This is a genomic window from Amycolatopsis sp. 195334CR (assembly GCF_017309385.1).
Lineage (GTDB): Bacteria > Actinomycetota > Actinomycetes > Mycobacteriales > Pseudonocardiaceae > Amycolatopsis.
In genome coordinates this window covers 228512-240271 of record NZ_JAFJMJ010000002.1, presented here as the reverse complement: position 1 = coordinate 240271, position 11760 = coordinate 228512, and the positions used below count along the sequence as shown (strand labels likewise).

The window sequence follows — 11760 nt, the reverse complement described above, 5'->3', positions numbered from 1 at the left end:
TTCAGTTGTGCGCTCGGGAGAAAACTCGCTACTGGTCTTCGAAACGCTGGCGGAAGCGCTCCTCCATCCGCTGTGTGAACGAGCTCTTGCGCGCCTGCGGCCGTCCGCGTGAGGAACCCGCCTGCTCGCCTTCTGACCCTTCACCCTCTGGTTGCTGCCGCAACGATGTGACGGCGAGCAGAACCCCAAAGAACATCACCAGGAAACCGAACACGCTGATCAGCGGGATGTCGGCGACCCGGAACGGCACCACCACGCCCAGCACCAGCAGCGCGACCCCGACGACGAACAGGGCCACGCCCTGCAGGCGCCGGCGTCGGGCGGGTCGGCGCAACCTGGTGCCACGCACCGTGGATGCGAACTTGGGGTCCTCGGCATAGAGCTCGCGCTCGATCTGGTCGAGCAGCCGCTGCTCATGCTCGGAGAGTGGCATCTTTCCTCCTCCGGCACAGCTTGTCGCGGGCGCCGGGCCGCGCAACAGTAGTGGACCCAACTTCACCCCGTCTGGGGTGTCTGCACTCCAGGATACGAGTCCGGCGGGCGAACGACTACCCGATCCCGTATCAAGCACTGAACGAATTGCCGGGAACCACCCGCAACGAGTACGCGAACCCCGGTTGAACCCCCGGAATCCACCCCTGTTCACTCTTCGTGGCTGGACAGCAGCGACGCCGGGCGCACCGCCGCCGAGCCGAACTTGGAGCGCGCCACGTCGGCCGCCACCTCGGCGTCCCGCCAGCGCGGGGCATCGGTCTCGAAGGTGAGCTGTTCGGCCGAGTCCGCGTCCTCCAGGCCCTCGACCCGGACCCCGATCAGCCGCACCGCGCCCCCGTGCCCCAGTTCCGTCAGCAAGGTCACGGCGGTGGCGTGGATGGCATGCGCCACATCGGTCGCCGAGACCAGCGTGCGGGCCCGGGTGACGGTCTTGAAGTCGGCGAACCGCACCTTGATCGACACCGTCCGCCCGCGCAGCCCCCGCCCGCGCAGGCTGGCCGCCACCCGTTCGGACAACCGCAGCAGCTCCCGCGCCAGCTTCGCCCGGTCGAACTCGTCCACGTCGAAGGTGACCTCGGCGCCCAGCGACTTCTCCGCGCTGTCCGGCACCACGGCCCGGTTGTCGTGCCCGTGCGCCAGCGCGTAGAGGTGGTCGCCGACCGCGTTGCCCACCGCCCGCCGCAGCCGGGCGGGCGGCACGTTCGCCACGTCGGCGATGGTGGCCAGCCCGAGCCGCCGCAGCTGCTCCTCGGTGCGCTTGCCGACCCCCCACAGCGCCGAGACCGGCAGCGGGTGCAGGAACTCCAGCGCCCGCGCCACCGGCACCACCACCATGCCGTCCGGTTTGGCCATGCCCGAGGCCAGCTTCGCCAGGAATTTGGCCCCGGCCACGCCCACCGAACAGGTGATGCCGTGGTCCCGCTCGACCCGCCGCCGGATGATCGCGCCGATCCCGGCGGGCGTGGTCCCCAGCCGCCTCAGCGCGCCGCTCACGTCGAGGAAGGCCTCGTCCAGGCTCAGCGGCTCCACCAGCGGCGTCAGCTCCGCGAAAATGGCCATCACGCCCGCGGAGACCTCGCTGTACAGCCCGCGCGTCGGCGGCAGGTAGACCGCGTGCGGGCACAGCCGCTTCGCCGCCCCGACCGGCATCGCCGAGCGCACGCCGAACTCGCGCGCCGGGTAGTTCGCCGAGAGCACCACCGAGCGCGGCCCGGCCCCGGCGATCACCACCGGCCGGTGCACCAGCTCCGGCCGGGTGCGCAGCTCGACCGCGGCGAAGAAGGCGTCCATGTCCACGTGCAGGAACGCGCAGCCCTCGTCCTCGGGCCAGCCCTCGGCGCCCGGTCCGGCCGCCTCCGCCTCGGCGGTGACCTTGAACCGGGCGAACTCGGCGGGCAGCCCGGTGTTCCTCCCCATGCGCCCGACAGTAGCCGGTGCCTACGACAGTTTCGGGCGCCGCGCCAGCACGTGCAGCCTGCTGGCGATCTCGCGCAGCGGCGCGGTGGCCGAGGCCACCGCCTCGAACTCGGTCAGGTCCTCGTCGGTGGCCAGCACCCCGTCCGGCACCACCGCGTCGGCCACCACGCCGTCGCCCTGGAGCAGGCCGATCTCGAGGCCGCCGGCGACCAGCAGCCCGGTCAGCGCCTCGCTGTCGAACCGGCGCAGCAGCGTGTCGCGCTCCTCGGGCAGCACCCCGTCGGGGATCAGCAGCAGGCGGCGGGCGTCGGCCAGGCGGCCGGCCAGCGCGCGGTGCAGCACGGCGGCGTTGCGGTTGGCGGCGAGCACGGAGACCGCCCCGCCGGGCACGACCGCCTCAGCCAGCGCCGCGATCACCGCCGCCGGGTCGTCCACCACCTCCAGCAGCCCGTGCGCCAGCACCAGGTCCGCCGAACCGGCGGCGACGTGCTTGCCGAGCGCGTCGGAGTCGTCGGCGACCACGGTGATCCGCTGGGCGACGCCCTCCTCCTCGGCGCGCCGGCGCAGCGTGGCCAGCGCGTTCGGATTGGGCTCGACCACGGTCACCCGGCAGCCCGCCGAGGCGAACGGCACGGCCCACCCGCCGCTGCCGCCGCCCACGTCGACGACGTGCGGCTCGGCCGAGCCGCGTTCCCGTGCCTTGGTCAGCTCCGATTCCAGCACCCGGCGGACCGCCGCCGGGCCGCGGGCCGCCGCGGTGTCCGTTCGCATGGGGCCACAGCGTAGTGGTGGCTTCGCCCGTAGGCTGCTTGGCGTGCACACCGTCGCCGTACTGAGCCTCAAGGGTGGGGTCGGCAAGACCACCGTCGCGCTGGGTATCGCCTCGGCAGCGCTCCGTAGGGGTTCCCGCACGCTGGTGGCCGACCTGGACCCCCAGGGCAACGCCACCGCGTCGCTGGACCCGCCGCTGACCGACGCCACGCTCGCCGAGGTGCTGGAGACCCCGCACCGGGCGATGCTGGAGCGGGCCATCGCGCCGAGCGTCTGGGACGACCAGCTCGACGTGCTGGTCGGCTCGGAGGACCTGGAGCAGCTCAACGAGCCGGGGCCGGAGAACCGGCGGCTGGAGAACCTCTCCCGCGCGCTCGACGAGCTGCACCGCGAGCCGCTGCGGGGCGACCCGTACGAGCTGGTGATCCTGGACTGCCCGCCGTCGCTGGGCAGGCTGACCAAGTCGGCGCTGGTGGCCGCGGACAGCGCGCTGCTGGTGACCGAGCCGACGATGTACGCGGTGGCGGGCGCCGAGCGCGCGCTCGACGCGATCGAGGAGATCCGCGACCGGATGAACCCTGGCCTGCGCCCGGTCGGGGTGCTGGTGAACAAGCTGCGGGTGCGCTCGCACGAGCACCAGTTCCGCATCGCGGAGCTGCGCGAGTCGTTCGGCTCGCTGGTGATGCCCACGGCCATCCCCGACCGGCTGGCCATCCAGCAGGCGCAGGGCGCGTGCGTGCCGATCCACGAGTGGAACTCGCCCGGGGCGCAGGAGATCGCGCTGACCTTCAACATGGTGCTGGCGAAGATCCTGCGCTCCAGCCGCGCCGGTCGGCACCGCGCGGCCTGGGAAACCGACGACGCGCCCGAGGCGACCGAGACCGAGACCACCGGCCCGATCCCCCGGGTGGGGCCGGGCCAGGGCCGCTAGTGCCCGAAGGCGACACGGTCTTCCTGGCCGGCAAGCGGGTGGAGAAGGCACTCGCCGGGCGGGAGCTGCTGCGCGCCGACCTCCGCCACCCCCGGCTGGCCACTGTGGACCTGACCGGGCGGACCGTGCTCGGCGTCCGCACCGCGGGCAAGCACATGTTCCTCCGGTTCTCCGGGGACCTGAGCCTGCACAGCCACCTGAAGATGGACGGCGCGTGGCGCTTCCTCACCCCGGGCGCGCGCTGGCCGATGCCCGCCCACCACGCCCGCGCGGTGTTCGAGAACGCCACCTCGCTGGTCATCGGGTTCCGCCTGCACGATATGGAACTCCTTGCCACCAAAGACGAATCGCGGTTGGTCGGGCACCTCGGCCCGGATCTGCTCGATCCGATGTGGACGGACGAGCACACCCGGCGCGCGGCGGCGAACCTGGCCGCGCGGCCCGCGCGCGAACTCGGCCTCGCGCTGCTCGACCAGCGCGTGATGGCGGGCGTGGGGAACCTGTACAAGTGCGAGGTCTGCCACCTGCTGCGGGTCACCCCGTGGACACCGGTGTCCGAAGTGGACACCGAGGCGACGGTCGCGCTGGCGCGCAAACTGCTGCTCGCCAACGCCTGGCGCCACGAGCAGAGCACCACCGGCGACCTCGCGCGCGGGCGGCGCAACTGGGTCTACGAACGCACGCGGCAGGGCTGCTTCCGCTGCGGTGGCCGGGTCCGCGTGGGCACCCAAGGCCACGACGTCCAGCGACGGCCCACCTGGTACTGCCCCCGCTGTCAGCACGGGCCAGCCCCGGCCGGCTAGAGAAACACCCGCGCGGACCAGCTCACGCCAGCTAGGATCGGGGCTGTGACGTCGTTCAAGCTGCCGCTCTACGGCGCGGACACCGAACGCGGCGATCTCGCTCCCTGATCGCCCGCGGTTCCTCCCGTCACCACACCCCTTACCGAAAACCCAGGGAGCTTCGCCATGCCCGCGAACACCACGGGCGCGGATCTGCGCGCCTTCGTCCAGGCCCTGCCCAAGGCCGAACTGCACGTCCACCTGGTCGGCTCGGCCGGGATCGACACCGTGCTCGCCCTCGCCCGCCGCCACCCCGAGGCCGGGGTGCCCGCCGACCGCGCCGCGCTGGCGGAGTTCTTCCGCTTCCGCGACTTCGACCACTTCCTCCGCGTCTACTGGGCCGTCCAGTCGATGATCAAGGGGCGCGAGGACGTCCGCACGCTGGTGGTCGGCCTGGCCGCCGAACTCGCGCGGCAGAACGCCCGCTACGCCGAGGTGACCGTCACCCCGTACAACCACCTCCTCGACGGCATGTCCGGCGACGAACTGCTCGACGGGCTCACCGAAGGGCGGGCCGCCGCGGCGGCCGAGCACGGGGTGGAACTGGCCTGGTGCTTCGACATTCCCGGTGAGAAGGGCGTCAAGGCCGGCCGGGAAACCCTGCTGTTCGCGTTGCGCGAACGCCCCGAGGGACTGGTCGGCTTCGGACTCGGCGGGCCCGAGGTCGGGGTCGGGCGCGCGCAGTTCGCGCCGTTCTTCACCGCCGCCCGCGAAGCCGGGCTGCACAGCGTTCCGCACGCGGGGGAAACCACCGGCCCGGCCACCGTCTGGTCGGCGGTGCACGACCTCGGCGCCGAGCGGATCGGCCACGGCACCAGCGCCGCCGCCGATCCGGCGCTGCTGGCCCACCTGGCCGAGCACCGCATCCCGCTGGAGGTCTGCCCGACCTCCAACCTGCGCACCGGCCAGGTGCGTTCGCTCGAAGCGCATCCCGTGCGGCGCCTGCTCGACCACGGGGTGGTGGTGACGCTGAACACCGACGACCCGCCCATGTTCGGCGCCACGCTGACCGGCGAATACCTCGCGGTGGCCAGGACGCTGGGCCTGCGCCCGGCCGAACTGGCGCGGCTGGCGGCGAATTCCGTGACGTCCTCGTTCCTTTCCGCCGAGGCCAAGGCGGTGCTGCTCGCGGAGATCGACTCGCTCCCCGTACCGGGTGACGAAATCTTGTTGCCGGAGCGCGAGAACTTGCCTAGCGTGGGCAGTACACGAGAAGGGAGGTGGTCCGAAGTTGGATATCAACAGGACTCGTGAGGTGACTGTCCGCTAGCGGACGGCAGAACGAATGGACTGACCAAGCAGGCGACTCGGCCACCTGTCGGCTCGTACCCTGCTTCGTTTTGTTGCCTGCCAGTGAATACCAGGCAGTCACCGGTTCCCCGGTGCTCCCGAGCAACGGTCCGGCTCGGGCCCGCGCGTTTGACGGCGCGTGGGAGGCGCACCGGGGAAACCCACACCACGGCAAGAAATCTGGGGAACTTTGCTTCGACCCGCCTATCCGATCCGGACGGCGCGCCTGCTGCTGCGGGCGTTCACCCCGGCCGACCTCGACGAGCTGAACGACTTCCAGTCGCGGCCCGAGGTGGCCCGCTTCCTCTACTGGGAACCGCGTTCGCGCGAGGAATCCGCGCTGGCGCTGGAAACCCGCATCCGGAACGCGACGCTGGAAACCGAGGGCCAGTTCCTCGCCGTCGCCGTCGAACTCGCCGAAACCGGGCAGCTGATCGGTGACCTCAACCTCCAGTGGACCAGCCGCGCCCACCGGCAGGGCGAGTTCGGCTTTGTCTTCCACCCCGACCACCAGGGCCAGGGCTACGCCAGGGAGTCGGCCACCGAACTGCTCCGGCTCGGCTTCGAGGAACTCGGCCTGCACCGCATCTGCGGCCGATGTGACGCGCGCAACACCGCCTCGTGGGGGCTGATGGAGCGCCTCGGCCTCCGCCGCGAGGCCCACCTGCGCGAGGCCGAGGTGTTCAAGGGCGAATGGGGTGACGAGTTCGTCTACGCCATGCTCGAGGACGAGTGGAAGAGCCGGTGCGGCACCATGTAGCCGTGCTCTTCGACAACCTGGTCCGCCCCGCGCTCTACCGGCTGAGCAAGAACGACGCCGAGCTGGTGCACGAACGCACCATCACCGCGCTCGGCAGGCTGTCCGCCGCCGAGCCCGTCCTGCGTGCGCTGCACCGCGTCTACCGCGCCGACCGGCCGGTGAAGGTGTTCGGCGTGCAGTTCCCGAACCCGGTCGGCCTGGCCGCCGGCATGGACAAGGACGGGCGCGCGCTGCGGGCCTGGCCCGCGCTCGGTTTCGGGTTCGTCGAGGTCGGCACGGTGACCCGGCTGCCGCAGCCCGGCAACCCGCGCCCCCGGCTGTTCAGCCTGCCCGGCAGCGACGGGGTGATCAACCGGATGGGCTTCAACAACGCCGGTGCGGCCGCGCTGGCCGAGCGGCTGGAGCGCACCGGCAAGCCGCCGGTGCCGCTGGGCGTGAGCATCGGCAAGTCGAAGGCGGCGCCGCTGGACGAGGCGGTGGCCGACTACCAGGAGTCGCTGCGGCTGCTGCACCCGCACGCCGACTACTTCGCGGTGAACGTCAGCTCCCCCAACACCCCCGGCCTGCGCAGCCTGCAGGACCGCGGGGCGCTGAGCGAACTGCTCAACGAACTCCAGGCCACGTCGGCCTCGCTCGCGGCGAAGGCGGGCAAGCTGGCCACGCCGTTGCTGGTCAAGGTCGCGCCCGACCTGACCGACGAGGCGCTGGCCGAGCTGATCGAGGTGTGCGAGGAGCACGCCGTGTCCGGCCTGATCGCCACGAACACCACGCTCAGCCGCGAAGGCGTCATCCCGCCGGAGGCCTCGACCGCCGAGCAGGCGGGCGGGCTGTCCGGCCGCCCGCTGACCGCTCGTGCGCGTGAGGTGGTCGCTTTCGTGCACAAGGAGTCGGGCGGCAGGCTGCCGATCATCGGCGTCGGCGGCATCATGTCCGGCGACGACGCGGCCCGCATGCTGGACGCCGGTGCGAGCCTGATCCAGCTCTACACCGGCTTCGCCCTGCACGGCCCCGGCCTGGTCCGCCGCGTGCACCGGGGCCTGGCCGATGCCTAAGCCGTCTTCCCCTTCGCGGTGCTGAGGAAGCGGAGGTAGGCCCGCCAGTCCCGATAGGACGTGAGCTCGGTGCTCTCGGCCATCGGGTCGCAGGTGATGGCGGGGAGCGAGACCCCGTTCTCCAGGCGGACCGTGGTGATCCGCAGCGGGGCACCCAGCCCGTCCCGCAGTTGCTCGAAGGAGTCCGGGGAGATGGTCCACCGCTCCCCGGTCAGCGCCTGCGCACCCGGCACCACCCCGGCTTCGGGCCCGGCGAGCAGCACCATCCGGTAGTGCGAGGCGGTGACCACGTCCCCGGCGTAGCGGGCGCCCAGTTCGGCCAGCCACGCGCTCAGCGGGCGGCCGCGCACCTGTTCCCCGAACACCACGAATTCGACGCTGGTGGCCGCGTACGGCTCCCCCGCCGGGGCCGCGGTGAGCAGCGAGGCCAGGTCGAGCGCCAGCTGCTCCTCGTAGGCGGCGGTGGCCAGGGTGATGCCGAACGGTTCCCCGCCGACCTCACCCAGCGGCACCGACACCGTCGGCAACTCGGGCCCGGCCAGGTCCAGCGCGAACGGGGTGAGCTGCACGTCGAACCGTTCCCCGAACGACCGGATGCGCATGCCCGAGGCGGCGAAGGCGGCCACCACGGCCTCGAACGACCGCCGGACGGCCACCGGCAGCGGCGCGAGCTCGGCCGCACCCGGCACGGCCACGCGCGGGTGCTCCCCGGCGGACAGGCGGAACGAGGCGGGCCAGGCGTCGGCGGCGGTCGCGGTGCCCATGGCCTGGCGGGCCAGGGTCAGCTCCCGCGCGTAGAGCACCGGCACGTCCGGGATCAGCCCCGGCGTGGCCCGCAGCGCGAACGCGGCCTCCCGGTGCGGGATGCCGGTCTCCAACCCCAGGTCGGCGGCCCCGGAGACAACAACGGCCGGTACCGAGGCTTTCCCGGCCCGGCCGAGCACCACCGCTCCGGCCTGCGTCAGCCGTTGGACGGCGACCGCGCTGACCTCGGCGAGCCCGGTGTCGCCGGGCAGTCCGGCGATGGCCGTGGTGGCGCCGGCGGCGAGCAGCTGCCCGGCCAGCGGCAGGTCCTCACCCGCCCGCACGCGTTCGTCGATGGCCTTGGCCTCGACCAGGACGTCCTCTTCGGAACGCAGGGTCTCCCAGTCGTTCGCGCGATCGGTTTCGGCTAGGCGCTCGTAAGCGGAGATCACCCGCTGGAAAGCACTCGGCGGTGCCGTGGGTAACGGCTCCGGTTCGGGAGGAAGTGTGTTCACAGCCGCCGTCCTTTCCTCGTGGGGGACCCGCGATCAGCGCACTGGTGCCTCCGGAATGGATGTGGACATGAGGAAAACGGTAGGCAACGGCGATTGCGACGGAAACGTCCATTCGGTTACGTACGTGTTTCACTCCGTCACAGAGTGACACCGCGCGCACACCGTGTCCATACCTGTCCACAAAGGACGGCTAGATTCAAGAACCCAGCTCACGCAGGGCGATCGCGAGACCGGCCAGGCGGTCGGTGGCGTCGGTCAGGGCTTCCTTCGAGGTGCCGATGCCGTCGCTGCTCGCGGCGACCGTGCGACCGGCCGCGGCGACCAGCGCGCCGTACCCCTCCAGCCCGTCGTCGAGCTGCTCGGCCAGGGTGCGGACGGCGCCGTCCAGCGCGGCCCGCTCACCCTGCGGAGCGGCGTTGCGGGCGCGTTCGATGGCCTGGATGCGGCCGGCGAGCCCGCGCAGGCTCTTCGCCGCCTCGTCGGCGGTGTTGCGGGCGTCCTCGACGGACACCTCGGGCACCGCGGTGACCCCGGTGGTGCTCGGCACGGCCAGCTGCCGCAGCAGCTCCCGCAGCGAGGCCTCCGACTCGGCCAGGCGCTCCATCGGCTTCCTGGCGGCCGAGCCGGACGGCGGCAGCGGCGGTGGCGCCGTGCTGGCCGGGATCTCCATCCGGTTGAGCTGCCGCAACCGCGTCGCCGAGCGCACGCCGAGCGTGCTGAAGGCGATCGCGCCCGCGGCCCCGCCCAGCACCGGCGGGGTCATCAGCGCGGCGGTGGCCGTCGTGGCGGCGATGAAGCCCGCCACCACCACGAGCACGCTGATCAGGGCCAGCACCAGCCACAGGGTGGCGGCCCGGGAGGCCCGCCGCTTGCGCCGTTCCAGCTTGGCGGCGGGCTCGTTCCACTGGACCCACTTCGCCTTGAGCCCGTCCACCGCGGGCGACGCCGCGGCGAAGTCGGGCAGGTTCGGCAGGTTGGGCAGCTTCGGCACGGGCAGCGACGGCTTCCGCCCCTCGCCGTCGGCCGAGCCGCTCGGCGGGTACACCTTGCGGTAGACCTGCGGATCCCGCTGCTCGTCCGGCTTCGTGCCGTCGTTCGGCGGCAGGTACTTCTGCAGCTTCTCCTGGGCACGCTGGGCGTAGTCGGGCAAGCGTTCGATGTGCTTCTCCAGCTTCGCGCTGAGTTCGCCGAAATCCCGCTTACCCGACCCCATCACCACTCCCCGTGCCCGCCGCCGGTTCTCAGGCCTGGTTCTTCTGCTGCTCGGCCTGGACCCGCTGCTGGATCTCCTGCTGGATGTTCGCGCTGGTCTTGGCCGCGGCGGCCTGGTCCTTCGCCGCGGCGGCGGCCTGGGAACCACTGGTCACCTGGGCGACCGAGTCACCCTTCATCGACGCGCGGATCTGCTCGAGCCGCGAGTGCCCGGCCAGCTGCGTGGTCGAGTGCTGGACCTCCAGCATGCGCCCCTGCACCGAGTTCTGCGCCAGTTCGGCGGAGCCCAGCGCGGTGGTGTAGCGCTTCTCGATCTTCTCGCGCACGTCCTCCAGCGAGGGCGTGTTGCCCGGCGCGGCCAGCTGCGACATCTGGTTCAGCGAAGCGGAGACCTGCTCCTGCATCTTCGCCTGCTCCAGCTGCGAGAGCAGCTTGGTGCGCTCGGCCAGCTTCTGCTGCAGCATGCTGGCGTTGCGCTCGACGGCCTGCTTCGCCTGGGCGGCGGCCTGCAGCGACTGGTCGTGCAGGGTCTTCAGGTCCTCGATGCTCTGCTCGGCGGTGACCAGCTGGGCCGCGAAGCCCTCCGCCGCGGTCTCGAACTCCTGCGCCTTCTGCTCGTCGCCCTTGGCGCGCGCCTCGTCGGCGAGCACGAGCGCCTGCCGGGTCGACGCCTGCAGCTTCTCCACCTCGCCGAGCTGGCGGTTGAGCTTCATCTCCAGCTGACGCTGGTTGCCGATCACCGAAGCGGCCTGCTGGGAGAGCGCCTGGTGCTGGCGTTGCGCCTCCTCGATGGCCTGCTGGATCTGCACCTTGGGGTCAGCGTGCTCGTCGACCTTCGACGAGAACGACGCCATCAGGTACTTCCAGAACTTCACGAAAGGGTTGGCCATCTCCTCCGCCTGCCTTCTTGCGTCCCACTGGTCCTGTCACCGGGTGCGCTGCGCGCCCGTTGATCGAACCGGCCCTCCCCCATACCTGGCGGGCGATCGATCCGACTAGGCAACGTTCCGTACCCGGCGTTGGGTTCCATCGTGTCAGGTTGACCGCCGTCGTTCCAGGCGACCCCGGGGTAATTCAGGGATGGCCCCTACCGAGAGCTACCAGCCGGAACGCGGAAAGTGGGGCAGCACTCGCGCTCGCGCGTGAGAGCTGCCCCACTTCTGCCGTTGGGCGGTAACGACCGCGGTGGATCAGGCGGCGACGATGGCCGCCAGTTCCGGGGTGGTGATGGTGGTACGGAGCGTGGTCGACATGCGCGGCGGCGAGAGGCGGAGATCGGCCAGATCGTTACCGATCACCTCGGGCACCGGGCGGCCACCCTCGAAACCACGTTCGGCCGAGGCCGTCTCCACCGGCTTGGCGCCACCGCGCTCGGGCCGGTCGAGGGTCTCCTCCACCTTGTCCAGCGCGGACACGTCGGCGGCCACCTTGTGCAGGAGTTCGCTCAGCGGCAGCTCGAGCGCCTCGCAGATCGAGGCGAGCAGCTCGCTGGAAGCCTCCTTCTGCCCCCGTTCGACCTCGGACAGGTAGCCCAGGCTGACTTTGGCGGCGCGGGAGATGTCGCGCAGCGTTCGCCGCTGGTTGGTGCGGGCATGACGGAGCCGATCACCGATCGCCTCACGCAACAGCACGGTCATCGCGCGCCTCCCTTCCATCGATCTGTGTCCACGTTACCCAGAGAACTCGGTGGATAGCATCAGTACACACGTACGTACGCCAAGGGCGAACGCCG

At 71.7% G+C, this 11760-nt stretch carries 12 protein-coding genes; 5 read left to right on the top strand and 7 right to left on the bottom strand.

The features are described 5' to 3' along the window. Nucleotides 1-28 precede the first annotated feature (28 nt). From JYK18_RS23890 to JYK18_RS23880, 3 genes are all read right to left on the bottom strand, one after another. Nucleotides 29-433 carry a DUF3040 domain-containing protein gene (locus tag JYK18_RS23890; RefSeq protein ID WP_206804836.1) on the bottom strand — a complete coding sequence of 135 codons (405 nt, stop codon included), beginning with the start codon at nt 431-433 and terminating at the stop codon, nt 29-31. 209 nt (nt 434-642) lie between these two features. Further along, the gene (gene dinB, locus JYK18_RS23885) at nt 643-1911 is read right to left on the bottom strand and encodes a DNA polymerase IV (RefSeq protein ID WP_206804834.1); all 1269 of its coding nucleotides are present in this window, start codon (nt 1909-1911) and stop codon (nt 643-645) included. A gap of 21 nt (nt 1912-1932) precedes the next feature. Continuing rightward, complete coding sequence (locus JYK18_RS23880; RefSeq protein WP_206804832.1) at nt 1933-2682, bottom strand: methyltransferase domain-containing protein; 750 nt, start codon at nt 2680-2682, stop codon at nt 1933-1935. Nucleotides 2683-2725: 43 nt separating this feature from the next. On the opposite strand from JYK18_RS23880, the gene JYK18_RS23875 reads away from it, so the two are divergent. The 5 genes from JYK18_RS23875 to JYK18_RS23855 all read left to right on the top strand — a co-directional run bounded on the left by JYK18_RS23875 (nt 2726) and on the right by JYK18_RS23855 (nt 7557). Further along, nucleotides 2726-3613 carry a ParA family protein gene (locus JYK18_RS23875; protein WP_206804830.1) on the top strand — a complete coding sequence of 296 codons (888 nt, stop codon included), beginning with the start codon at nt 2726-2728 and terminating at the stop codon, nt 3611-3613. Beyond that, entirely contained in the window at nt 3613-4416 is an 804-nt protein-coding gene (locus tag JYK18_RS23870) for an Fpg/Nei family DNA glycosylase (protein ID WP_206804829.1), read from the top strand. Before JYK18_RS23875 ends, JYK18_RS23870 begins: the two co-directional genes overlap by 1 nt. A 165-nt stretch (nt 4417-4581) precedes the next feature. Beyond that, the gene (gene add, locus JYK18_RS23865; protein ID WP_206804827.1) at nt 4582-5709 is read left to right on the top strand and encodes an adenosine deaminase; all 1128 of its coding nucleotides are present in this window, start codon (nt 4582-4584) and stop codon (nt 5707-5709) included. Between the two features lie 226 nt (nt 5710-5935). Beyond that, entirely contained in the window at nt 5936-6505 is a 570-nt protein-coding gene (locus JYK18_RS23860) for a GNAT family N-acetyltransferase (RefSeq protein ID WP_206804825.1), read from the top strand. A 2-nt stretch (nt 6506-6507) separates the two neighbouring features. Beyond that, nucleotides 6508-7557 carry a quinone-dependent dihydroorotate dehydrogenase gene (locus tag JYK18_RS23855; RefSeq protein ID WP_206804823.1) on the top strand — a complete coding sequence of 350 codons (1050 nt, stop codon included), beginning with the start codon at nt 6508-6510 and terminating at the stop codon, nt 7555-7557. On the opposite strand, the gene JYK18_RS23850 is transcribed toward JYK18_RS23855, so the two are convergent. The 4 genes from JYK18_RS23850 to JYK18_RS23835 all read right to left on the bottom strand — a co-directional run bounded on the left by JYK18_RS23850 (nt 7554) and on the right by JYK18_RS23835 (nt 11665). Further along, nucleotides 7554-8816 carry an amidase gene (locus JYK18_RS23850; protein WP_206804821.1) on the bottom strand — a complete coding sequence of 421 codons (1263 nt, stop codon included), beginning with the start codon at nt 8814-8816 and terminating at the stop codon, nt 7554-7556. The genes JYK18_RS23855 and JYK18_RS23850 overlap by 4 nt on opposite strands. A 196-nt stretch (nt 8817-9012) precedes the next feature. Next, on the bottom strand, nt 9013-10029 hold the full coding sequence (locus JYK18_RS23845; RefSeq protein ID WP_206804819.1) for a hypothetical protein: 1017 nt from the start codon (nt 10027-10029) through the stop codon (nt 9013-9015). Nucleotides 10030-10057: 28 nt separating this feature from the next. Next, a complete protein-coding gene (locus tag JYK18_RS23840) occupies nt 10058-10918 on the bottom strand; it encodes a PspA/IM30 family protein (RefSeq protein ID WP_206804817.1) in 861 nt (286 codons plus the stop codon). Nucleotides 10919-11218: 300 nt separating this feature from the next. Next, a complete protein-coding gene (locus JYK18_RS23835; RefSeq protein WP_206804816.1) occupies nt 11219-11665 on the bottom strand; it encodes a helix-turn-helix domain-containing protein in 447 nt (148 codons plus the stop codon). Nucleotides 11666-11760 lie beyond the last annotated feature (95 nt).